The sequence below is a fragment of the Myroides odoratimimus genome, from assembly GCF_030326305.1.
In the GTDB taxonomy this organism is placed as follows: domain Bacteria; phylum Bacteroidota; class Bacteroidia; order Flavobacteriales; family Flavobacteriaceae; genus Flavobacterium; species Flavobacterium odoratimimum_A.
On sequence record NZ_JACAKB010000022.1, the window covers coordinates 14,758 to 36,865 of the forward strand.

Here is a 22,108-nt window from a genome sequence, read left to right on the forward strand (position 1 = left end):
TGCCTTTTTTAGTTTTTAAATACTCAAGATTGTTTCTTTATTTAATTCAATAAAATTACCTTTTGTATTCACTTCTATTTTTACTTTATCTGCCTTAAATGCATTGCATTGTACTTCTTTAAGTTCCTCTTTAGACATAGCGCTTATCTCTCTATCATTTACTGATAATATTTTATCATCTATTTTTAGATTATTCTTTCTAATAGCTGGATTGTCCCAAACAAAAGAAATAACTAGTTCATTATTCTTTAGCTTAGTTTTAATCCCTATATGCTCATAAGTTAGAGAAAAGCTTTTATTGTAAGGTTTAAAGTAAAAGTGATTCTTATATAAGATGGTGCGATAATATTGGAGCCATTTAGATCCTAAGTTACTAGTATCATCTACATCTACAGCAGTGATAAATACAGGGATTTCATAATTACCTATTTTCATCTCTAAAGGAGCAATGTATGTTTTACCTATACTTGGACCAAAAGCACTATAACTAATCACCCCCTCACCAGTAAGTGCTTTATAATCTCCTTTTTTATCATTCAAGGTATTAAACATATCTTCACTTAGGTAAAAGAAATCATTATAACCTGTATCAAAGAAAATATTCTTTTCTTTTAGACCATTAAAATAAGCCATTGTTAGGGTAGGAGTACCTGTAACCTCTTTTTTTACTTTAACTTTGTTAAATGAGCTTATTTCTTTTTTATCTAAAGTATTAGAGAGTGTTATCCTATTGTTTTCAAGGTCAAAATCCCAACAACTTTTACTTATCATATTGCCGCCTATCAGACCATCTACACCTAATGATTTAAATGCATCCATATCACTTTGAACAGCAGTAAAGTTTTTATATTCTAAGTTTCCGATTTTAATGCTTGGAATACTTACATACTTAACTTTAGATACATTGTTAGAAGCATCATGTAGTTCGTCTTCATATATAAATTTAAAATCTCCTTTTACATTAAAAGTAATTGATGTTGGTGCACCAGTATCTACAATGAATTTATATATCTTATCTTCAATAATTACATCCACATAGATATGGTCCTCTTTTAGAGTGTAATTTAAAGTTTCATTATAAGTACTAGGGGTTATAATTCCATTTTTAAAAATTCCTTTTTGTGCAAATAAGCTAAAAGAAAATAATAAGACTAATACAGTTGTTATGTTTGTTTTATTATTAAAAAACATGTTTTATTATGTGTTTAGAGTTAATTTTATTTGATTATAAATATAAAGATATTAAATAAAAGAAATATATCTGTTTAGTATACTTTTTACTAATAGAAAGGAAGACTAAGTAATATGCATAATCTCTATCTCTAATGCTACTCTTTTAGTATTTTTGTTCTAGAACACATATATTTATAAATCTCGATATGAAAGCATTATTAGTAGTAGACTTACAATATGATTTTTTGCCAGGGGGTAGCTTAGCTGTAGTAGATGGTGATAAGATTATCCCTGTTATTAATACAATCCAAAAGCAATTTGATTTAATCATAGCGACTCAAGACTGGCATCCAAGTAACCATAAGAGCTTTGCTAGCCAACATCCAGACAATGATTTATTTGATTTAATCAATCTAAACGAAATACCACAGGTACTTTGGCCAGATCACTGTGTACAAGGAACGAAAGGAGCTGAGTTTACTGCTGAATGGGATACTGCTAAAGTAGCTGCTATTTTTAGAAAAGGAATGAATGTAGAAGTCGATTCATACAGTGGCTTTTATGACAATGATCACCAATATAGCACAGGTCTTTTAGGTTTCTTAAAAGATAAGCAAGTAACAGAGTTATACGTATGTGGATTAGCTGCTGAGTTTTGCGTTTATTTTAGCGCCAAAGACGCACAAGAAGCAGGTATCAAAACATTCTTTCTTAATTTTGCTACTAAACCTATCACTGAAGACGGTTTATCTCAAGCAATAAAAGAAATGGAATCCTTAGGAATTACGATCCTAAATAATCAACTAGCGCTTAATTAAAACAATGAAGAAATACAGTAGATTCAATTTTTTTAAACATACTTATTGCGAATGGCAAGAAATACCAATGTCATTTATTGAAGGGAGAAAACCTGACTATAAAAGTAAAACAGGCAGTATGTATTATTACGATGAGAAAGGTGTGGCAAGATATGCAAATCACTGGGGTAGAGCAGCTAACTGTCGTTGGAAGATCGCATCAGACGAATATAAGAATAGTGTATACACACTTGCTTATGCTACTTGGGATAGCTTCTTTCCTAACAATGAACAAGAACCTTTGTATGCTATAATTCTAGATTTAGAAAAAAAATATGTGACTTTTAAACATAAAGGTTGTCTTAATGATACAAACCATGTGTTGAGAAGTGCTTCTGAGACTGCGAAAAGAATTACTAAAGTCAAAGAAATACTAGAAACAGATGGATGGTATAAGTATCTAGACTTTATTGAAATTGAAGAAGCTAGAACGTTCTTAATAAATGGTTTAATGAGTTCAAATATTGAATTTCTTAAACTAAAACAAGAATTATTAAAAAAACATTAATAAATACGTTTAAATTTATTAATTTAGCTTTTATTAAAACAAATACTAATTAGTCTAGTAAAAGGATTACAAATTAAACAGTAAAAATTATGAAAAAGATTACTTTATTGGCAGCATTATTAGTTGGTGGATTATTAACTACTACTGCACAGGTAAATGTTGAAACTCCTAAATTATCTGCTAAAGTAGGAGATACTCCTATTAAAAAAGGTAACTGGATAGTAGGTGGTGCTTTAGGATCAACAGGATATAGCTTCGAGGAAGAAAGCTTTAATATTAATGTTACTCCAAGAGCAGGATACTTTATCTCAGATGGTTTTGCAATAGGTCTTGAGATTGGTGCTGGTCTTCAAACAGTTAAAGGTGGTGACAACATATGGAATTATAAAGTAATGCCATTTGCTCGTTATTATTTCCCTGAAGGAGCTAGTGCTACAGGTAGATTCTTTGGACAAGGAGCTTTAGGTCTTTCTGGTGCTGAAGCAGGTAATAAAAGTGATACTTCTTTTGCATTTAATATAAATGCAGGGTACTCTCATTTTGTAACTCGTAACGTAGCTTTAGAAGCTATTGTAGGATATAACTACAGTAAATCTAATCAAGCAAGTGCTTCTGCACATAATGGATTGGGATTATCTTTAGGATTCCAAATTTTCTTAGGAAAAAACTAATCATTTAAAGTGATTAAAATGAATAAAGAAAGCCTGAGCAATGCTCAGGCTTTTTTGTATCTATTCTTCCATCGTTTATGAGACCATAACCATAATGATGGATCTTTTAGAATACTTGCTTCTAATTCTTCAGTAAAGTGAATGGAGATAAAACCTTCTTTCGTTTCTCTAGCTTCTTGACAAATGGTACTTATAGATAGTTGCCATTTTTTATTGCCAAAAGGTGTCATTTCACGATAGATTACATAGGCATTAAGCTTTCTAGCTATTTGTTCTGCACCAGTGTACACATGAGTTTTTTGATTTAGAAATTGGACTTCTATACCTTTATTCTTCCCTGGAAATTGACTTGAGAATTGATAGGGCGGAACCCGAGAGCTATCAAGCAATAGCAGACTTTTATTTGGATAACTGAAAACAACCTCATGGAGGTACGATAAGCTAATCTATTTAGTTGATTTGTATCGTAAATTAAGAACCGCCTTGGTACGGATCCGTATGTCAGGTGGTGTGAGAGGTCGGCTGAAGAAATAATCTTCAGCCTCCTACTCGATTATATAAATAATTCTTAGTAAACCAGATATTTTAATATATTCGTTTCTAAACACCTTTAACTAGAAATATGAAACGAAAACTAATCGCTCTCTCTCTTTTTTTACTTACCCAAAGTATCTTTAGTCAGAATGAACAGCGTATGTTAGAGCAAGCGAATGTTTGTTTTGATGAATTTAAGCATGCAGCAGAACAGCACAAATCTCTATGGGATATTGATTTATATGGCCCCATACTATTAATAGATTCTGAGACAAGAACTATTTATGCTAATGAGGAGGATAAAGAAAATAAATTAAAACCTGAAGGAGGAGTATATATTGGTACCTTACATAAAAATATTAATATAGCTAATACAGCTATTGAATGGGAAGGCAAGCGATGGGCTATGATTATGTTACCCCTATCTGATAATGTACAAAATAGAATTAACCTATTAGGGCATGAGTCTTTTCATCGTGTTCAACCAACATTAGGTTTTAAATTAAATAACACAGATAACAACCATTTAGATCAAAAAGAGGGGAGAGTATATCTCCGCTTAGAATTAGAGGCTTTAAAACAAGCTATTCAGGCTAATTCGATAAAAGAAATAAACCAGCATCTTACAGCTGCTCTTTCGTTTAGAAAATATAGACAGAACATTTATAGTGAAGCAAGTACTACAGAAAATCTTTTGGAGTTAAACGAAGGAATTGCAGAGTTTACAGGATTAATAGTTAGTAATCGTACAAAAAAAGAAACAGTAGACTATGTCTCAAAAGGGATAGATGATTTCTTTAAAAATTCTACCTATATAAGATCATTCGCTTATCATACTACTCCTGTATATGGCTATCTGCTTTCACAACAAGATAAGGAGTGGAATAAGAAGATTAATACAACTATTAATCTTACTGATTACTTTATTAAGGCTTGGAATATCCAAATTCCCAACAATTTAGAAAGCACTGTTAATCACTTAAAAATTAAATATAATGGAACTCTCATTATAGAACAAGAAGTAGAAAGAGAGAATAAGGTTAAAAAGATAATAGCGGCGTATAAAGCTCAATTCGTAGAAAATCCTCATTTTGAAATCAAATTTGAAAAGATGAATATTTCTTTTAATCCCTCTAATCTTGTAGCATTAGAAGATAAGGGAACAGTGTATCCAACTATGAGAATAAGTGATAAATGGGGTATTCTTACTGTAGAAAAAGGAGCTCTGATGAGTCCTAATTGGGATCGACTATCTATAACTAACCCTACTAAGGTAGAGGAAAATAAAGTATTCGGAGATGGATGGGTATTAGAATTAACCGAAAGCTATAAAGTAGAACAGAATAAAGAGAATTTAAACTATCAATTAGTGAAAGAATAATACATAAAAAGCTCCTTTATAGGAGCTTTTTCTTATTTTATCTTCTCTATAAATTGATTGACCATCTCTTCATCTGTAGCCCATGAAGTGATTAGTCTAATAGCAGCATATTCTTGATCTATTGCTTTCCATATATAGAAATCATAATCTTTATTTAACTCTTCTATCAATGTTAAAGGAAGAATAGGGAATAGCTGATTCGTAGTAGAATCTCCTAAGAAATGATATCCTTTTGCTTTAAATGCTTCTGTTAGTTTGGTAGCCATTCTATTGGCATGACTGGCTAAGTCAAAATATAGATTATCTGTAAATAAAGTTTCAAATTGTAATCCTAATAATCTTCCCTTGGCTAGTAAAGCACCTTTCTGTTTTAAATTATAATCAAAGTAAGTGGCTAATTCAGTATTATTAAACACAATAGCCTCACCTAATACCCCGCCATTTTTAGTTGCTCCTATATAAAACACATCTGTTAAATCTGCTATGTCCTTTAGTGTGAGGTCATTATTATCAGCTGTCAATGCGTGTCCTAATCTAGCTCCATCTATAAAAAGATATAACCCTAATTGCTTACAAATAGAAGAGATGGTAGTTAGTTCTTCCTTAGTATAGATAGTTCCCAGCTCTGTAGAGTTAGAAATATATACCATCTTAGGTTCTACCACATGAGGTCTTAATCCATATTCACCTACTGTACGTTCTATATCTTGAGCCGTTAGCTTACCATTAGTAGTCACTACTGCGATTACTTTATGTCCTGTAGCTTCTATGGCTCCTGTCTCATTCGCAAAGATATGCCCTGTTTGAGGCGCTATAACTGCTTGGTGTATACGTAGGATAGAAGAAATAACTAATAAGTTCGCTTGAGTTCCTCCAGACACGAAGTAGATCTGTGCTTGAGGGTTCTGTATTTTAGCTTGGATTAATTCTTTTGCTCTTAGAGTATATTCATCATCACCATATCCTGCTTGTTGGATTAGATTAGTCTCTATTATTCTATTTAGTATATTAGGATGCATGCCTTCTGCATAATCATTTTTAAAACTGTACATAATCACTTCGTATTAATTGACACACAAAAATACAGTAGAAATAAATATAAAAAATAGAATGTTCTAAACCTAATAGAATAGACTTAACCTCTGTGTTGATTTTTAAACACAGCAGGAGTTACTCCATATTTTAATTTAAAGATGCGTATAAAATGACTCTCATCTGAGAAGCCACATTGATAAGCTATTTCAGCTTGACTAATAGGGTGGTATAACAATAAATCGATTGCTTTCTTTAGTTTTTGCTCTCTTACGTATTCTCCAAAACTCATTTTAAAATACACAGGAAACTTCCTCGATAAATAAACAGGGTGCAATTGTAATTCGGTAGCGAGATAATTTAAGCTTAATACTTCCCAACGCTCTTCATTGACTAGTTCTATCAATTTATTTACCCATAGCGGTTTATGACTATGTATATCCTGAGCTTGAAGACGTGTAATCTGACCAAAAGTCTGTAATAATAAGCCATCTATAGCAAGATTAGTAGCCTGATCAGCTAATTGAGATTCGACATGTATTTTATGAAATAGCGTTTGTAGACTAGGATCTTTTAAGAGTAAGTCTCCTTCTATAAGGCTAGGAGACAAATCGTATTTTAAAAACCAAGCTGAAGGTAATTCTACATGTAAGAAATCAAACTCTTTCTGGATATCTTTATTGTAATGAGGTTCTTGACTATGATGGTATAAGAGTGTATTAGGCAGTAGTTCTAAAGTACCTTTTTTAGTTACCTCATTTAAATAGCCATTTATATTGTATAAGAAATAAGCATGTTTGTGATAATGCCATGGAATATGATCAGTAGGAGAGGCAATTGCCTTGCTTAGAATAACATCTTTCACAACGAGTTGTTGTTTCTTTTCTCCGAAGTGTTCTCCTTCTTTTAAATAGTCCATATTTATCTACTTAAGATCTTAAACAAAGATAATAATACTTCTTAAACCCCAAATATACGATAGACATATAAAAGAAAAGTAATTAAGTATCACTAATCATGACATTCCATCATCAAAAGATTCCCTTTTAAATAATCTATTGTAACTAGTCCATCTTCAGCTACTGTATTGCTACTTCCTGTGCGCTCACCTAGTACGAGAGATTCGTTTTGAAGAGGGTAGAGGAGATTCGTTGTTGTAATATTACTTACTTCACCTACTGGGATAAGTGAGATAATTGTATCCTTTTCGTACCACTTTTTGAAGTGATTAGGGAGTGGATATATACGCGAGTAATCATCATACATTGTTATCTTCAGTCTATCTTTATATTTACAGATATTCGTAATATTTGTAATGGTGTGATCTGCTCGTTTACCAGTAGCCCAGATTACATTGGCAGCAGGTATACCACGTTTTATAAGATAGTCAAATGCCTTTTCTAAGTCAGTTGAGTTCTGATCAGCTATATGTACAATCTCTATAGGGTACTGTTTTTCTCTATACGCATCTGCATCGAAGTCCCTATCAAAATCACCAAGTAACACATCTACTTTTACACCTAAATCAATTACTCTCTCGATAGCTGAGTCTAGTACAACAACTAGGGGAGACCATTCAAGTAATTGTCCCATAAGTTCTTGGCTACAGGCAGCACCATTAGCAATGATTAAAGCAGGTTCTTGGTCATCTCTGACAATGTGATGTGAAGACATATTAGTGAGTTTTGATAAGGCAAATTAAGGTATAATGTAGGATATAGACTCAATTTATTTTAAAAAAATTTCATTTGAAATAGAATAACTTTATATTTGACCCAATTACTAAAAGAACAAACAATGACAAATTTATCACAAGAACAATGGTGGGAAAAAGCACAAGCTGATTCTAATGCTATTATACTAGACGTACGTACAGAAGAAGAAGTAGAAGAGAAGGCTATCCCAGGTTCTATCAATATAGATATCTATAAAGGACAAGGTTTTTTAGATGAAATAGCTAACCTAGACAAAACTAAAGCTTACTATATCTATTGTAAATCAGGAGGAAGAAGTAGCCAAGCATGTCATGTAATGGAGTCTTTAGGTTTCGAAGAGACACATAACCTTTTAGGAGGTATTACGGAATGGGAAGGTCCTATTAAATAAAGTATATTAAAGCCAATTCATTAGAGTTGGCTTTTTTGTATCTATACGGTTATTTTACCTTATCTCTATTCTATTTATGGATGAATATACTTGCACTATGTCAGGGGTATTCTTGCACATTCATTCAGGAAAGAGGTGCTCTGGGCAAGAAAACCGCAAGCAATCCCCTAAAATCAGCAAGCGAGACGCTATACTTATGATGTATAGTATGCCTATAAAAAGATACTGTAACCTAAATTTTAAGGATATCATAAGTATTATGCCATATCATAATTAGAATAGCTTTGTATATTTGTATTCACATAGCGTACATACTGTACGAGCTATGATATATTCAAATCTTATTATGAAAAAAATCTTTTTTATCGTTAATCCAATTTCTGGAAAAGGAAAGCACAATATTACTGCTGATTATATTAAAACATTCTTTGATGAAAAAGCATTTGATATACACGTACTATATTCTACTTATAAAAGACATGCTATTGAATTAACACTGCAAGCACTATCAGCAGGTGCAGATATTATCGTAGCTTGTGGAGGGGATGGAACCATTCATGAAGTAGCTACACAAGTAGTGGGCAAAGATGTTGTATTTGGAGTAGTACCTGTAGGCTCAGGTAATGGATTGGCTTCTAATCTATCTATTCCTAAAGATATAGAGCAGGCGATAATACGTGTACGCGATGGAAAAGTAATGAATATGGATGTCGGTAGTATTAATGGAGAATATTTCTTTAGTAATATGGGATTCGGTATAGATGCTACTATTATAGATAACTATGAAAAATCAGGCAAGCGCAAATTAGGTGCTTATATCAAAGCAGCATTAAACTCTGCACAACAGTATAAAGCTAAGCGAATGCTCGTTACTTATAAAGGGCAAACCAAAGAAGTAAATCCGCTACTATTATTTATCTCTAACTCTAATGAGATGGGATATAATATGTCTCTGACTCCAAAAGCAAGTCTGACAGATGGGCTATTAGATTATTTAATGGTGCCAAAAATCAATTTATTAAAGCAATTAACTTTTGGGCTCTATGTGATCTTAAAGAAAACAGAGAAGTTTAGAAAGACAGATTATGTTCAGTCTGATCATATTACAGTAGAGATCATAGGACAAGAAAGAAATGGTTTTCAGATGGATGGAGAATATTATGAGTATGATACTAATCAGTTTGAGATTAGAGTTATTAAAGGAGGACTAAGAGTATTGTGCTAGTAGTGATTATTATTGATAAAATTAAGAAACTTTAAAGTTCTCTTTTTAGACTAAATTATATAAAAAGTGTAACTTTGTAAGATATATAAAAACAACAAATAAGATAATATATTATGAATTCATTTGACGTAGTTGTAATTGGTTCAGGACCTGGAGGATATGTAGCAGCAATTCGTTGTGCTCAATTAGGATTTAAAACTGCTATAGTAGAGAAATACTCTAACTTAGGAGGAACTTGTCTTAATGTAGGGTGTATTCCTTCTAAGGCATTGTTAGCATCATCTCATCACATGGAAGAGATTGCTCATTTTGCTGATCACGGAATAGAAATCACTGGAGAAGTAAAGTTCGATTTATCAAAAATGATCGAAAGAAAACAAGCAGTAGTTGATCAAACATCTTCAGGTGTTAAATATCTAATGGACAAGAACAAGATTACTGTTTTTGAAGGAGTTGGATCATTTGAGAACGCAACTACTATCAATGTAACTAAAGCAGACGGAAGTGTAGAAACATTCGAAGCTAAACATAGTATTATTGCTACAGGATCTAAACCATCTACTTTACCATTCATTACTTTAGATAAAGAAAGAGTAATTACTTCAACAGAAGCTTTAAAACTTCCTGAGGTACCTAAACACTTAATCGTAATCGGTGGTGGTGTTATTGGTCTTGAATTAGGTCAAGTATACATGAGATTAGGATCTAAAGTATCTGTAGTAGAGTATGCTGATAGAGTATTACCTACAATGGATAGCGCTGTATCTAAAGAATTAACTAAAGTGCTTAAAAAAGCAGGTATGAAGTTCTATACTTCTCACAAAGTACAAGGAGTAGTACGTGAAGGAGATGTAGTAACAGTAACTGCAGAAGATAAAAAAGGAGAATTAGTGACTCTAGAAGGAGATTACACTTTAGTAGCTGTAGGTCGTCGTCCATATACTGATGGATTAAACGCTGACAAAGCTGGAGTTAAATTAACAGAAAGAGGACAAGTAGAGGTAAACGATCATTTACAAACTTCTGCTTCTAATATCTACGCTATCGGTGACGTAGTACGTGGTGCTATGTTAGCTCATAAAGCTGAAGAAGAAGGAGTAATGGTAGCTGAGTTCTTAGCAGGCCAAAGACCTCATATCGATTATAACTTAATCCCTGGTGTAGTTTACACTTGGCCAGAAGTTGCAGCTGTTGGAAAAACAGAAGAGCAATTAAAAGCTGAAGGAATTGAGTACAAAGCTGGTAGCTTCCCATTCAAAGCTTTAGGACGTGCAAGAGCAAGTGCTGAAACAGATGGATTAGTTAAAATATTAGCTGATAAAAACACTGACGAAGTATTAGGAATACACATGGTAGGAGCTCGTGCTGCAGACTTAATCGCTGAAGCAGTAGTAGCTATGGAGTACAGAGCATCTGCAGAGGATATCTCTAGAATGTCTCACGCTCACCCTACTTTCGCAGAAGCTATTAAAGAAGCTGCGTTAGCTGCAACTGATAACAGAGCATTACACGTATAATATGATTATACTGAAATACATAGAAAAGCCTAGATATACTCTAGGCTTTTTTTTTCTGAAAGTCTAATATAAAAGAGGAGATTAATTCCAATATGATACTAGCCTAGATGTTTGTTATATCAGGCTTTATTAAACTTTTAAAATAAAGTAGTTAATCGTTTTTCATTTATTGAGTTATATTTAAACAGTACTTAAAAAGGAGTATAATTTTTTCTACGAGCTCAAAAGGCATCAACTGTTGGTTCTTAACGTCTGTTATCAGTTTTATTTCCGGGGAGTTTAACCACCAAAAAAAAGTCGATCTTATATAAAAATGACGAGTAAGCTTTTTCTCTCTTTATGTAAAGACTGTTTACGATTTTAGAATTTATTGTAAGTTTTTGAGTTTACTTAATTCTTTTTCAAGTCTATCTATCTTTTTTAATCTTCTATTATCTAGTATTTTTTGATCTTGACTATGTAAAGTATAAGGTTCCTTATCTCTTAGGACGTGATATACAGCAATAAGTAACTTATGAGCTATTGCAATAGTTGCTTTTTTCTTTCCTCTTCTGTTTGAAATATGTTGGTGTTTTACTGCAAAAATAGGATTAGCTTTGGATCGTATTGCTACCCATGCAGCTTCTACTAGTGTTGTTTTTAAGTATTTGTTACCTTTTGTTATTCTAGTGGAATATTTTTTACCAGCACTTTCGTTATTACCAGGACATACACCCGCCCAAGAACACAAGTTTTGATGATCTGAAAAAAAAGACATGTCATTTCCAATTTCACCTAAGATACCCAATGCTATTTGTCTTGATACACCAGGTATTGTTTCTAATAGTTCAACATCTTTTTCCATACTAACTCTATAGCTTTCCATTTGAGCCTCTAATTGTGCTATTTGTATATTTATATTGTTAATGGTTTCTAGTATAGTTTTAAGCATGAATATGTGATGTTGAGTTACTTTTCCATTGAGTGCTTTGATTAATTCATTTCTTTTGCTTTTCAAAGACCCTTTAGCAAAACTTGCTAATATTTCAGGGTCAGTTTGCCCTTGAATGATAGCTTGAATCATTTGCATAGCACTTACCCCAAAGACATCACTAACTACACTTCGTAGTTTTATATTGGCAGATTCTAATACGTTTTGCAGTCTATTTTTTTCTGCTGTCCTTGAAGAAACTAGCTTTCTTCTATGCCTATAGAGTTCTCTTAATTCACGTGTCTGTTGATCAGGTATAAAACTACCTTTAAGTAAACCTGATAATAAAAGTTTGCAAATCCACTCACTATCTTTTTTGTCAGTTTTTTGACCAGGAACATTCTTAATGTGCCGGGCATTAACAAGAATTACATGGCAGTAGTCTTCTAAAACAGAATATACAGGTCTCCAATAAACTCCTGTACTCTCCATTGCTACTTCAGTAATTGAATATTCTTGTAACCAAGAAACGAATTCATACAGATCATCGGTAAATGTTAGAAATGTTCTTGTTTGTGTTTCAAAATCACTACCTTTAATGGTAGCTACGACTGTGTCCTTGTGAACATCTAATCCACAACCACGGTCTAAGATAAAGGGTAATCCATTGACAGCCATAGGTCGTATTTTTTGATTATTGGTACTAAGATACCGTTTTAAGCGATAACCTATTAGGTTTGATACGCTTGTGACTTTAATGGCTGTTGGTGATACCCGATATCATGTAAGTTTTATTTATAATTACCAGCTTAAGGCCACAGAATAATATTTGTTTCTATTGTTAATTTAATTACGCTTGTATTAACTATAAATTAACAATTAAATATGAAAAAACACTTAATTCTTTGTTTTACTGCATTAGCTTTCTCTTGTAGTAAGAGTGATGATAACAACACTACAGGAGATCCTATATTTGATGCTCCTTATCGTGGCTTAAAAAGTCTAGATGAATTGCCAGTAGGTACTTTAAAATATGCAGGTAATAAGATAGGAAGTCAGCCAGTAGGATTAATAGATGCTAACAGCAGTTCTTGTAAGAAATTAGATGCATTAGTCATAGATGAAAAGAAAGCAGTATTAGAGTATTATGTTTTTGGTAATTTTGAAGGCAAAGAATGTAAGCTTGTTTGGGATTATCCAGGAAAGACTGTTGTAAGTGAACTTAAAGAGGCGGGGAAGATGCTAAGTGAAGTAACCACATCTTCTAGCTTATTAGGATCAGTATACATTTATAAAGGTAATTTAGAAGTTGGTTTTCAAGCAGGATATTTAAGAATAGAAGATAAGATGTCTAATAGTTCGGAAGGAAGTCTAAATAAAGGAAAAAGCTATTTGTATTTCCATATTAAATAATAGTATAAGGGGTATTAAGTTCGTTTAATACCCCTTTATTATTATCTGTAATACTAACATTATATTGGCTTTTAGATTTATTTTTTATTAGTAGATTTGTTATTATAAATACTTGAAATAAATGATCAAATTCAATAAAGAAACTAAAAAGCTTGAAATAACAGATAATCAAAAAGGACGTTTAACATCTTCTAGGATTATGTCTTCTGCTATCCTAATCTTAGGAGTGGCTAGGCTATATACTGCTAACTGGCAACAGCCTAAAGAGATGGACTATGTGTTTTGTATTATTGTGGCTACCTTCTTATATATTACAGTAAAGAACTTCTTAATGCAGACTGCTGTTGACTCTATCGACAAATATGATATTAAGTATGTGAAGATGCCCAAAGCATTAGGTACTAAAGCTGTGATAAAACTGAATAATAAAAAGACTAGAGACGTGTTTGGACTTAAAACTCCTGATGCTAAGAATGCATTCAGAAAGGTCTTAAACGATGCTAAAATAAAAGTGATTAATTAATGGCTGTTGTTAAAAAGCATTACTGTGATTTTTGTAATGAGCTACCTTTAGATTCTGATAATCCGAATAAGTACTATCACGATTATGAATATGGCTTCGAATTAACGGATGACAATGAATTATTCGAAAGATTAGTTCTTGAGATTAACCAAGCAGGGCTGAGTTGGAATACTATTCTTCAAAAAAGGAAAAACTTCCAAAAAGCTTATTTAGGGTTTGATATAGACAAGGTGGCTAATTTTACGCAGGCTGATATTGATCGATTATTACAAAACAGTGGGATTATTCGCAATAAACTAAAGGTTAATGCTGCGATCTATAACGCTAATCAAATCATCGTGTTACAAAAAGAATTCGGAAGCTTTAAAAGTTGGCTAGACCTACATAAGGAGTATACACTAGAAGAATGGGTAAAGTTGTTTAAAAAACACTTTAAGTTCGTAGGAGGAGAGATTGTAAATGAGTTTTTAATGAGTACAGCTTATTTGCCAGGATCACATCGAGTAGATTGTCCTATCCATAAAAATACAAGATTTTACTTAGACAAGTAAAATAGAGATACAATCACTGGAATGCAGTAGTTTAAAATTTAACTCTCAAAGTAAGTTACTTTGGGGGTTTTTTGGTTAATATTGCATGATCATTTCATTATAAAATAGCCAAATGGAGAATCAATTGGGGTTAAGAACAGTTACTGTTACTAGGTATATTATGCCACTGCGAGAAGGAGGTTCACTTCCTGCGCTTGCAGATGCTGATGACGACTTTAAATATGTATTAAAATTTAGAGGAGCTGGTCATGGTATCAAAGCGTTAATTGCAGAATTATTAGGTGGTTTAATCGCTAAGAAATTAGGATTAAATGTACCTGAATTAGTCTTTGCTGAGCTAGATGAGGCTTTTGGTAGAACAGAAGCAGATGAAGAAATACAAGACCTATTACAGTTTAGTAAAGGTTTAAATCTAGGTCTTCACTTCTTATCTGGAGCTTTGACTTACGACCCTTCTGCTTTAGAGATAGAAAGTAAATTAGCTTCTCAAATCGTGTGGTTAGATGCTTTTATCACCAATGTAGACCGCACATTTAGAAATACGAATATGCTAATCTGGCATAAAGAGTTGTGGTTAATAGATCATGGCGCTTCTTTTTACTTCCATCATTCCTTTACGAATTGGGAAAAAAGTGCGTTGACTCCTTTCTCATTTATAAAGGATCACGCATTACTACCTGTGGCAAAAGAGCTAGATATAGTGGATAAAGAGTTTAAAGCATTACTTCAAGAAGAAGATCTTAAATATATTACAGATCAGATACCTACTGATTGGTTAGAATGGGAAGAGAGCGATTTGACTCCTGAAGAGATAAGAAGTATTTATTTCTCTTTTTTAAAGAACAGATTAGCTAATTCTGATCTATTTGTTAACGAAGCAAAAAAACATCAAGATGCAGGTATATGAGTATGCAATAATAAGGTACACTCCTAAAGTAGAACGAGAAGAGTTTATCAATATTGGGGTATTAGTATTCTGTAAGGCTAAGCGAATGTTGATCTCTTCATTTCATTTAGACAAGAAGAAGATTGAATGCTTCGAAAGCGAGTTAGACTTTGATACTTTAAAGGACCACGTAGATGCTTTTGAACGCATTGCAAAGGGACAGTGCAAAATATCACCTATAGGAGCTTTAGATGCGGCAGAACGCTTTAGATGGCTAACCGCTGTAAAGAGCTCTTGTATACAATCTTCTCGTCCACATCCTGGTATGTCAGATGATATAGAGGAAGTATTAACCACGCTTTTTAAAGAATTAGTATTATAAGATGCCACTGTACTACCTTAAAGATAAAATAATAAAGCAAACTACGTTCATCCTGAAAAGATTGCCTTTTTGGGTTAGTTTCATAGCGTTGTTTTTAATGATATACGATTTAGGTTTTAATACACTTAACGATTATCATTACCACTTAAATATTTTTTACAATATTTGTTTAAGTATTGGAATGCTTGCTATCGCTAGACGTTATTTTAATAAAGATAACCACGAGACTTTAGGAGTGAAGATATTTGACTGTTTTAGTATTGTATTGTTTTTAATCTTGATTATAGCCAGATGGCAGCCTGAGCATACTATAAGGTTCTTTGACAGTAATGCTGTTATTTCTTTTGGTCTATTTCTAATGTTAGTAAGGGAATTCTCTGTCTTACAGTTGAACTTAAAACAGACTAGAATGAACCCTGCTCAGTTATTTGTTGTCAGTTTTTTATTAATCATTTTTATAGGAGCATTCATGCTTTCTTTCCCTAAAGCGACGAATACACCAGGTAGTATGCGCTATATAGATGCTCTATTTACGGCTACAAGCGCTGTGTGTGTAACGGGTTTATCTACAGTAGATATCGGTGCGCAGTTCACAATATTTGGAAAGACCGTGATGATCTTTTTAATGGAATGTGGGGGACTTGGAATCATGACCTTAGCAAGCTACTTTAGTTTTTTCTTTAGAGGAAAAGCCTCTTATGGAAATCAATTAGTACTTAAGGATATGTCTTATATCGATAAACTAGGAGACGTATTCGCTACGCTGAAACGAATCATCATTATATCAGGTATTATACAGTTTATAGGGATGATCGCGATATTTATCAGTATACGACATCAGCATTTTGAATCTTTGTTTGACAGAGTGTTTTTCTCTATTTTTCATGCTGTATCAGCCTTCTGTAATGCCGGATTCTCTACTTTACCAGAGAATTTGTACACTTTTGAATACCGTTTTAATTACCCATTGCATTTAATTATAGCAGGATTATTCATTATGGGAGGATTAGGGTTCCCGATTGTATTTAATGTATATAAGTATGTAAAGCACTTGATTATCAATAAGCTTCTTCCTTTTAGCATGAAGGAAGCGAAGATTCATATTCCTCGTGTTATTAATCTAAGTACTCGAATTATCTTAATCACTACAGCTGTATTAATCTTAGGAGGTACTGCAGTAGTCTATATCTCAGAATATAATAATACGCTAGCAGAACACAGTGGCTTTGGAAAGTTAGTCACAGCATTCTTTACAGCTACTTCACCACGTACTGCAGGTTTTGCGACAGTAGATAATAATCTATTTACTACTTCTACATTCTTAGTCGTGATTCTCTTAATGTGGATCGGGGCATCACCAGTATCAACAGGAGGAGGTATTAAAACAAGTACTTTTGCTATCGCTGTCTTAAACATCTGGGCCTTAATAAAAGGTAGATCTAGAATAGAAGTATACAGAAGAGAGGTGGATCAACTGTCTGTACAACGTGCTTTTGCGATTATATTCTTATCTTTATTTGTGATAGGAATAGCTATTTTTGCGCTCTCGTTTTTTGAGCCCAAGACAGATTTATTAAGGTTAGCATATGAGGCATTCTCTGCTTATAGTACATCAGGATTAAGTACAGGGATTACAGCTCAGCTGACAGATCCTAGTAAAGTAACTCTGATTATGCTTATGTTTATTGGACGAGTGAGTATGCTTACCATTCTAATAGCAATAAGCAAAAAAGAAAAATTAACGAATTATAGATATCCAACAGAAGAGATTCTGATTAACTAGTATAGGACATGAAATATATTATTATTGGTTTAGGAAATTTTGGTGCGTCATTAGCACAAAAACTTACAGAACAAGGAAATGAAGTAATAGGTGTAGACAAAAGTATGGCTAGGGTAGATGCTTATAAGGATATGATATCTCATACTATCTGTCTAGACTCTACTGATCAATATATGATGTCTGGACTACCTCTAGCGAATACAGATATCGTTATTGTAGCAATAGGTGAAGATCAAGGAGCTAATATTATGACTACTGCTGTTCTAAAAAACTTAAATGTAAAAAGGCTTATCAGTAGAGCTATTAGCCCTGTACATGAGAATGTCTTACAAGCCATAGGAGTAGATGAAATCGTACATCCTGAAGAAGAAACAGCAGAGAGATGGGCTAAGAAATTATGTATAAAAGGTGTAGTAGACTCTTATGAGATTAATGGACGATACAGTATCGTAGAAATCACAGTATCTGACCGTTTTGCAGGTAGAACATTAGGAGAGATCGGTTTTAGAACTAATTATAACTTAGTTGTTCTTACAACACTGAAGATAAAAGAAGAAAAGAGCTTTATCGGGATGCATAAGAAAATACACGAAGTACAAGGTATTGCCTCTTATGAAACAGTATTGAATAAAGGTGATATCATGGTTATCTATGGTGATAACAGAGATATAAAAAAAATATTAGCAGAATAATCTAAAATCATAAAGAAATGGGAGAGCAAGTTTTAAACGATCTGTTTTGGTTAAAAGATAGAGCAGAGGAGATGCCTGTACTATTTGTGGGGCATGGCTCTCCTATGAACGCTATAGAGGACAATGAGTTCTCTCAATATTGGAAGAACTTAGGAAGACAATTACCTAAGCCACAAGCGATCTTAGTAGTCTCTGCCCATTGGTTAACAAAAGGAACTTTAGTTACTGCTAATTCTACGTTAGAAACAATTCACGATTTTAGAGGTTTTCCAAAAGCGTTATTTGATGTTGAATACAATGTAAAAGGAAATCCTATTCTAGCAAATAAGATCACTCTTCTAAGTGAACATCAAGATATACACGAAGATTTAACTTGGGGATTAGATCACGGGGCATGGTCTATACTGTGTCATTTATTTCCTGAGGCAAATATTCCTGTATTGCAATTAAGCATAGATTATTACAAAGGACCTGAATATCACCTAGAAATAGGAAAACAATTAAAAGCCCTTAGAAAAAAAGGAGTATTGATAATAGGAAGTGGTAATATCGTACACAATCTATCTGCTCTAGACTGGCATAATATGAATAAAGACAATTATGCATTTGATTGGGCGATAGAGAGTAATGAATTAGTAAAGCAGGCAATCCTAAATAGGTCTTTTACAGATCTATTAGATTATAAAAATAAAGGTGTAAGTATGCAATATGCAGTACCTACACCTGATCATTATTATCCGTTATTATATATTCTAGGATTGACAAATAGTAGTGATAACATCCACATCTTTAATGATAAATATGTAGGTGGATCCTTAAGTATGACTTCTTACTTGTTTGGGTAAGGTTTAGTATAAGTACATTTCCATTTCTACCTGTTCTAGATAAGGTTCTCCACCTATAGATTTAAAGAAGGAATGGATACCGAAGTTTTGTCCATCTATATTTGTGATATAGAAGTTTTTATCATTACCTATTAATTCTTTAATAAGATAAGAAGCTATTCCCTTACGTCTATATCCTTCTTTTACCCATACCTGAAGCACCTTGTTAATGCGTTGGTCATAGATTAAGTATCCTACAGTAATAGTGCCATTAATAGTTGCTTTGCGCATAATTAGGGTAGTCTCGAAGTTGTGTACACAGAACTCATTATTCTCCCATGTAGGGATAATATCTTTCTCTGCAAAATAGATAAGATACTCATAATATGGTAAATTATTGATTTGCAAACCTTCTATTTCTTCAAACTTAGAGCTCTTAACATTAGTGATTCCCTTAATAGAATTAACTACTCTCCATTTTTTAAAACCAATCTTGCGATATGACTTACAAGCAGTCTCATTAGAACTGATTACTTCTAAGTTGATTTTACGCATATTAAAGCTCTTAAATAAAGGAATAGCATAATCATACATCTTAGTAGTAAGATTATTACCTCTAAAAGAAGGCAATACTCCTGTACCGGCATTATATAGATAGTCATTATTCTTACCGTGAAGAATAAATCCTACTAATTCTTTATTACAAAAAGCCCCTACAGAAATTGTTAAGTCAATACCCTCTGCTTTAATTTTGTCTTTTAATTGCTCCAATGTTAGTTTCATCGGAACAGTATAATCTGAAAAAGACTTGTTAAAAACCAATAAAAGCTCCTCTAAGTTTATATTCTTTAAAAAACGATATTGAAAACTATAAGTCATACACTTCCTTAATCAATTTATTTATAATTTTTGACGTTGAATCTCTTTTGGCATAATGGGCATTAGTTCCGCACCAAAGAGAATTAAAATTATGAAATTTTTTTTGTTTAGCAAAACTTCTTAATTTTTGTGTTAAAATATTTTGAATAGGATACAAAGGTATGTTTTTATTATCATAATCTATCATTTTCACAAAATTATTAAGAATACCTCTAGCAAATTTACCAGAAAAAGATTTCGTTAAAACAGTTTCTACAGCTTCTCCTTTGTGTAAAAGGTCTTTTTGGTAGTCCATAGCTGTACTTTCGTCAGCTGTAATAAATAGAGAACCATAACATACCATAGCAGCTCCCTTATCTAAATAATCTCTACCAATTAACCCATCGTATAAACCACCTGCTACAAACAAAGGCTTCTGTACGATAGGTAATACGCTATTAAACAATTCTTCTAATGGGAGGTTATCTTCTAAAGAGTCTTTCAGAAAAGTGCCTCTATGACCTCCTGCTTCGATCCCCTGAAGAATAATAGCATCGATGTCTTTGTTATCTAAATAAATAGCTTCTTCTACTGTAGTAGCTGTACCTATTAAATATATATCTAGGTCGTGTAGTTCTTTTATCTCTTGATCTGTAAAACAGCCAAAAGTAAAAGCAAGATAGGGAAGGCCTAGTTCTTTTACTACTTCTAGATTACCCTGATATGTCTCTTGATCAAAGTCGGTAATTGTAGTATGAGAATATCCTATTTCCTTACCTATCTCACTTAATGTATGTTGCATATCATCAATCTCTCTTTGATCAATATCAACTATAGGATTAAGGAACATATTAACGATAAAAGGTTTGTCTGTTAAAGACTGCGTTTTTCTGATTAACTCTCTGCTTAAGCCAGGAGGGAAGCCACCTAATGGAAGTGTACCTATACAACCTGAGTTACTTACTGCTGCTACCATCTCTGGTGTGGCTACTCCTAACATAGGAGCTTGGCAAATAGCATAATCTGTACCAAAAATAATGTTCGCTTTTTTCATAATCTATATTTTTAGAGTTCCATATCTCCTACGGGATAATCCCCAAAATGATGAGATAAATGAATAGTCTTATACGTCAGTGTAGAATATTTATTAGAGAACAAGATGATACATACATTATCTTTAGCTAGTCTTATATATGAAGAAGTATTTCCTCTCCACCAGCCATTGTGATACGTATACATATCGCCATTGTCCATCTCTAATAATCTTATTCCTAACCCATAATTTCTATTTCCTTTTTTCTCAAAGCTATATCCTTTAAACATTTCTTGTTTAAGATCAGCACTTAGGAAATTATCAGAATATAAAGCTGTATCTAACTTCAGAAAATCTCTAGGAGTCGTATAGATGTTTTTGTCTCCATAAGTTCCATCCATATAGTCCCATCTCATTAGTTTCTTCCCTCCAGAGAAAGATTGTGTTACTTCATTCTTTTTGGTTAGATCATCGAAAACAAAACTGTGGCTCATCTCTAACGGATCAAAGATTAACTCTCTTACAGCCTCTCTAAATGTCTTCTGAGTGATTCTCTCTACAATAGACGCTAATAATACATAGTTAGTATTACTATACGTAAATCGAGTATTAGGAGTAAAGTCTAGTGATACTCTTTTTTTATTAATTACTTTTATTACATCTTCATTTGTAACAGTGGTTTTATTATCCCAGATATTCTTATAATATCCATAATACCCCAAACCACTTCTGTGACTTAACAAGGTTCTTACCGTTATCTCAGGATAAGGAAATCCTTCTATAATCTCAGATACGCTCTGGTTAAGGTCTAATCTACCACTGTCTACTAATCTTAGAATAGTAACGGCTGTGATAACCTTACCAACAGAAGCAACATGCATAGAGGTCTCGCTTCCTATAGAGTCGTTTCCACTTCTATCTGATACTCCAGAATAGTTCTCATAAATAACCTGACCATTCTTAGCCACTAGGAAACTACCTGTATATCCGTTTTTATTAATATTATCGTTATAAAAATTCTCTATAATATGTGCCTTTTCTAAAATATAATCTGTAGTAACCTCTGGAAACTCCACTTTATAAGGGTTATCCACACGTACATTATGTTCTTTTATGATGGGAATATTTGTAGCTAATTCTTTATTCTCTTGGCAAGCATATAATGATAATACTGCTATTAATGTTACTGCAAAATATCGTTTATTAATCATTCGTTCTTTTAAGTAAAAGACCAGTTAGAGTGATTTTA

At 32.9% G+C, this 22,108-nt stretch carries 24 protein-coding genes; 15 read left to right on the forward strand and 9 right to left on the reverse strand.

Annotated elements, in window-relative coordinates:
• Positions 1-15: 15 nt before the first annotated feature.
• A complete protein-coding gene (locus tag HX049_RS13860) occupies positions 16-1,191 on the reverse strand; it encodes an aspartyl protease family protein (protein ID WP_286416554.1) in 1,176 nt (391 codons plus the stop codon).
• A gap of 188 nt (positions 1,192-1,379) precedes the next feature.
• On the opposite strand from HX049_RS13860, the gene pncA reads away from it, so the two are divergent.
• The 3 genes from pncA (at position 1,380) to HX049_RS13875 (ending at position 3,209) form a co-directional block, all read left to right on the forward strand.
• A complete protein-coding gene (gene pncA / locus HX049_RS13865) occupies positions 1,380-1,991 on the forward strand; it encodes a bifunctional nicotinamidase/pyrazinamidase (protein WP_286416556.1) in 612 nt (203 codons plus the stop codon).
• Positions 1,992-1,995: 4 nt separating this feature from the next.
• Complete coding sequence (locus HX049_RS13870) at positions 1,996-2,538, forward strand: hypothetical protein (protein ID WP_286416557.1); 543 nt, start codon at positions 1,996-1,998, stop codon at positions 2,536-2,538.
• 89 nt (positions 2,539-2,627) lie between these two features.
• On the forward strand, positions 2,628-3,209 hold the full coding sequence (locus HX049_RS13875; protein ID WP_286416558.1) for an outer membrane beta-barrel protein: 582 nt from the start codon (positions 2,628-2,630) through the stop codon (positions 3,207-3,209).
• A 44-nt stretch (positions 3,210-3,253) separates the two neighbouring features.
• Here the strand turns inward: HX049_RS13875 and HX049_RS13880 are convergent, their stop codons facing one another.
• On the reverse strand, positions 3,254-3,598 hold the full coding sequence (locus HX049_RS13880; RefSeq protein ID WP_286416559.1) for an LpxL/LpxP family acyltransferase: 345 nt from the start codon (positions 3,596-3,598) through the stop codon (positions 3,254-3,256).
• Positions 3,599-3,831: 233 nt separating this feature from the next.
• Between HX049_RS13880 and HX049_RS13885 the strand changes: the two genes are divergently transcribed.
• Positions 3,832-5,124, forward strand: coding sequence for a hypothetical protein (locus tag HX049_RS13885; protein ID WP_286416561.1), 1,293 nt, complete (start codon positions 3,832-3,834; stop codon positions 5,122-5,124).
• Positions 5,125-5,156: 32 nt separating this feature from the next.
• On the opposite strand, the gene HX049_RS13890 is transcribed toward HX049_RS13885, so the two are convergent.
• From HX049_RS13890 to HX049_RS13900, 3 genes are all read right to left on the reverse strand, one after another.
• Positions 5,157-6,176: a threonine aldolase family protein gene (locus tag HX049_RS13890; protein ID WP_286416562.1), complete on the reverse strand. Its 1,020-nt coding sequence runs from the start codon at positions 6,174-6,176 to the stop codon at positions 5,157-5,159.
• Between the two features lie 83 nt (positions 6,177-6,259).
• Positions 6,260-7,075: a helix-turn-helix domain-containing protein gene (locus HX049_RS13895; protein ID WP_286416563.1), complete on the reverse strand. Its 816-nt coding sequence runs from the start codon at positions 7,073-7,075 to the stop codon at positions 6,260-6,262.
• Positions 7,076-7,167: 92 nt separating this feature from the next.
• Positions 7,168-7,830: a thiamine diphosphokinase gene (locus tag HX049_RS13900; RefSeq protein ID WP_286416565.1), complete on the reverse strand. Its 663-nt coding sequence runs from the start codon at positions 7,828-7,830 to the stop codon at positions 7,168-7,170.
• A gap of 123 nt (positions 7,831-7,953) precedes the next feature.
• On the opposite strand from HX049_RS13900, the gene HX049_RS13905 reads away from it, so the two are divergent.
• From HX049_RS13905 to lpdA, 3 genes are all read left to right on the forward strand, one after another.
• A complete protein-coding gene (locus HX049_RS13905) occupies positions 7,954-8,262 on the forward strand; it encodes a rhodanese-like domain-containing protein (RefSeq protein WP_006261228.1) in 309 nt (102 codons plus the stop codon).
• A gap of 346 nt (positions 8,263-8,608) precedes the next feature.
• Positions 8,609-9,487 carry a diacylglycerol/lipid kinase family protein gene (locus HX049_RS13910; RefSeq protein ID WP_286416567.1) on the forward strand — a complete coding sequence of 293 codons (879 nt, stop codon included), beginning with the start codon at positions 8,609-8,611 and terminating at the stop codon, positions 9,485-9,487.
• 113 nt (positions 9,488-9,600) lie between these two features.
• Entirely contained in the window at positions 9,601-11,004 is a 1,404-nt protein-coding gene (gene lpdA, locus HX049_RS13915; RefSeq protein ID WP_006258839.1) for a dihydrolipoyl dehydrogenase, read from the forward strand.
• 367 nt (positions 11,005-11,371) lie between these two features.
• Here lpdA and HX049_RS13920 read toward each other — a convergent pair whose 3' ends face one another.
• Complete coding sequence (locus tag HX049_RS13920) at positions 11,372-12,592, reverse strand: IS110 family transposase (protein WP_286416569.1); 1,221 nt, start codon at positions 12,590-12,592, stop codon at positions 11,372-11,374.
• 207 nt (positions 12,593-12,799) lie between these two features.
• On the opposite strand from HX049_RS13920, the gene HX049_RS13925 reads away from it, so the two are divergent.
• The 8 genes from HX049_RS13925 to ygiD all read left to right on the forward strand — a co-directional run bounded on the left by HX049_RS13925 (position 12,800) and on the right by ygiD (position 18,989).
• Positions 12,800-13,327, forward strand: a complete 528-nt coding sequence (locus tag HX049_RS13925; RefSeq protein ID WP_286416571.1) for a hypothetical protein — start codon at positions 12,800-12,802, stop codon at positions 13,325-13,327.
• A 121-nt stretch (positions 13,328-13,448) separates the two neighbouring features.
• A complete protein-coding gene (locus HX049_RS13930; protein ID WP_286416572.1) occupies positions 13,449-13,850 on the forward strand; it encodes a hypothetical protein in 402 nt (133 codons plus the stop codon).
• Positions 13,850-14,401 carry a DNA-3-methyladenine glycosylase I gene (locus tag HX049_RS13935; RefSeq protein ID WP_286416573.1) on the forward strand — a complete coding sequence of 184 codons (552 nt, stop codon included), beginning with the start codon at positions 13,850-13,852 and terminating at the stop codon, positions 14,399-14,401. Before HX049_RS13930 ends, HX049_RS13935 begins: the two co-directional genes overlap by 1 nt.
• A 112-nt stretch (positions 14,402-14,513) precedes the next feature.
• Positions 14,514-15,308 (forward strand): HipA family kinase, encoded by a 795-nt coding sequence (locus tag HX049_RS13940; RefSeq protein ID WP_286416575.1) that lies wholly within the window; start codon positions 14,514-14,516, stop codon positions 15,306-15,308.
• The gene (locus HX049_RS13945) at positions 15,295-15,669 is read left to right on the forward strand and encodes a DUF3037 domain-containing protein (RefSeq protein ID WP_286416576.1); all 375 of its coding nucleotides are present in this window, start codon (positions 15,295-15,297) and stop codon (positions 15,667-15,669) included. Before HX049_RS13940 ends, HX049_RS13945 begins: the two co-directional genes overlap by 14 nt.
• 1 nt (position 15,670) lies before the next feature.
• On the forward strand, positions 15,671-17,452 hold the full coding sequence (locus HX049_RS13950; protein ID WP_353653721.1) for a TrkH family potassium uptake protein: 1,782 nt from the start codon (positions 15,671-15,673) through the stop codon (positions 17,450-17,452).
• 8 nt (positions 17,453-17,460) lie between these two features.
• The gene (locus HX049_RS13955) at positions 17,461-18,144 is read left to right on the forward strand and encodes a potassium channel family protein (RefSeq protein WP_006261234.1); all 684 of its coding nucleotides are present in this window, start codon (positions 17,461-17,463) and stop codon (positions 18,142-18,144) included.
• 17 nt (positions 18,145-18,161) lie between these two features.
• A complete protein-coding gene (ygiD, locus tag HX049_RS13960) occupies positions 18,162-18,989 on the forward strand; it encodes a 4,5-DOPA dioxygenase extradiol (protein WP_286416579.1) in 828 nt (275 codons plus the stop codon).
• Positions 18,990-18,992: 3 nt separating this feature from the next.
• Here ygiD and HX049_RS13965 read toward each other — a convergent pair whose 3' ends face one another.
• The 3 genes from HX049_RS13965 to HX049_RS13975 are packed head-to-tail and all read right to left on the reverse strand — an operon-like array spanning position 18,993 to position 22,037.
• The gene (locus HX049_RS13965; RefSeq protein ID WP_286416580.1) at positions 18,993-19,847 is read right to left on the reverse strand and encodes a GNAT family N-acetyltransferase; all 855 of its coding nucleotides are present in this window, start codon (positions 19,845-19,847) and stop codon (positions 18,993-18,995) included.
• Complete coding sequence (locus tag HX049_RS13970; protein WP_286416581.1) at positions 19,837-20,880, reverse strand: NAD(P)H-dependent flavin oxidoreductase; 1,044 nt, start codon at positions 20,878-20,880, stop codon at positions 19,837-19,839. The genes HX049_RS13965 and HX049_RS13970 overlap by 11 nt, the downstream gene beginning before the upstream one ends.
• 11 nt (positions 20,881-20,891) lie before the next feature.
• Positions 20,892-22,037 carry a serine hydrolase domain-containing protein gene (locus tag HX049_RS13975; RefSeq protein ID WP_353653722.1) on the reverse strand — a complete coding sequence of 382 codons (1,146 nt, stop codon included), beginning with the start codon at positions 22,035-22,037 and terminating at the stop codon, positions 20,892-20,894.
• Positions 22,038-22,108 lie beyond the last annotated feature (71 nt).

Bases quoted from the DNA above. Each gene is read 5' to 3' on its own strand.
- lpdA (WP_006258839.1), top strand. From the start codon at position 9,601: ATGAATTCATTTGACGTAGTTGTAATTGGTTCAGGACCTGGAGGATAT.
- ygiD (WP_286416579.1), top strand. From the start codon at position 18,162: ATGGGAGAGCAAGTTTTAAACGATCTGTTTTGGTTAAAAGATAGAGCA.
- HX049_RS13875 (WP_286416558.1), top strand. From the start codon at position 2,628: ATGAAAAAGATTACTTTATTGGCAGCATTATTAGTTGGTGGATTATTA.
- HX049_RS13920 (WP_286416569.1), bottom strand. From the start codon at position 12,592: ATGGCTGTCAATGGATTACCCTTTATCTTAGACCGTGGTTGTGGATTA.
- HX049_RS13905 (WP_006261228.1), top strand. From the start codon at position 7,954: ATGACAAATTTATCACAAGAACAATGGTGGGAAAAAGCACAAGCTGAT.
- HX049_RS13900 (WP_286416565.1), bottom strand. From the start codon at position 7,830: ATGTCTTCACATCACATTGTCAGAGATGACCAAGAACCTGCTTTAATC.
- HX049_RS13870 (WP_286416557.1), top strand. From the start codon at position 1,996: ATGAAGAAATACAGTAGATTCAATTTTTTTAAACATACTTATTGCGAA.
- HX049_RS13860 (WP_286416554.1), bottom strand. From the start codon at position 1,191: ATGTTTTTTAATAATAAAACAAACATAACAACTGTATTAGTCTTATTA.
- HX049_RS13965 (WP_286416580.1), bottom strand. From the start codon at position 19,847: ATGACTTATAGTTTTCAATATCGTTTTTTAAAGAATATAAACTTAGAG.
- HX049_RS13895 (WP_286416563.1), bottom strand. From the start codon at position 7,075: ATGGACTATTTAAAAGAAGGAGAACACTTCGGAGAAAAGAAACAACAA.
- HX049_RS13950 (WP_353653721.1), top strand. From the start codon at position 15,671: ATGCCACTGTACTACCTTAAAGATAAAATAATAAAGCAAACTACGTTC.
- pncA (WP_286416556.1), top strand. From the start codon at position 1,380: ATGAAAGCATTATTAGTAGTAGACTTACAATATGATTTTTTGCCAGGG.
- HX049_RS13925 (WP_286416571.1), top strand. From the start codon at position 12,800: ATGAAAAAACACTTAATTCTTTGTTTTACTGCATTAGCTTTCTCTTGT.
- HX049_RS13890 (WP_286416562.1), bottom strand. From the start codon at position 6,176: ATGTACAGTTTTAAAAATGATTATGCAGAAGGCATGCATCCTAATATA.
- HX049_RS13885 (WP_286416561.1), top strand. From the start codon at position 3,832: ATGAAACGAAAACTAATCGCTCTCTCTCTTTTTTTACTTACCCAAAGT.
- HX049_RS13945 (WP_286416576.1), top strand. From the start codon at position 15,295: ATGCAGGTATATGAGTATGCAATAATAAGGTACACTCCTAAAGTAGAA.
- HX049_RS13930 (WP_286416572.1), top strand. From the start codon at position 13,449: ATGATCAAATTCAATAAAGAAACTAAAAAGCTTGAAATAACAGATAAT.
- HX049_RS13935 (WP_286416573.1), top strand. From the start codon at position 13,850: ATGGCTGTTGTTAAAAAGCATTACTGTGATTTTTGTAATGAGCTACCT.
- HX049_RS13940 (WP_286416575.1), top strand. From the start codon at position 14,514: ATGGAGAATCAATTGGGGTTAAGAACAGTTACTGTTACTAGGTATATT.
- HX049_RS13955 (WP_006261234.1), top strand. From the start codon at position 17,461: ATGAAATATATTATTATTGGTTTAGGAAATTTTGGTGCGTCATTAGCA.
- HX049_RS13970 (WP_286416581.1), bottom strand. From the start codon at position 20,880: ATGAAAAAAGCGAACATTATTTTTGGTACAGATTATGCTATTTGCCAA.
- HX049_RS13910 (WP_286416567.1), top strand. From the start codon at position 8,609: ATGAAAAAAATCTTTTTTATCGTTAATCCAATTTCTGGAAAAGGAAAG.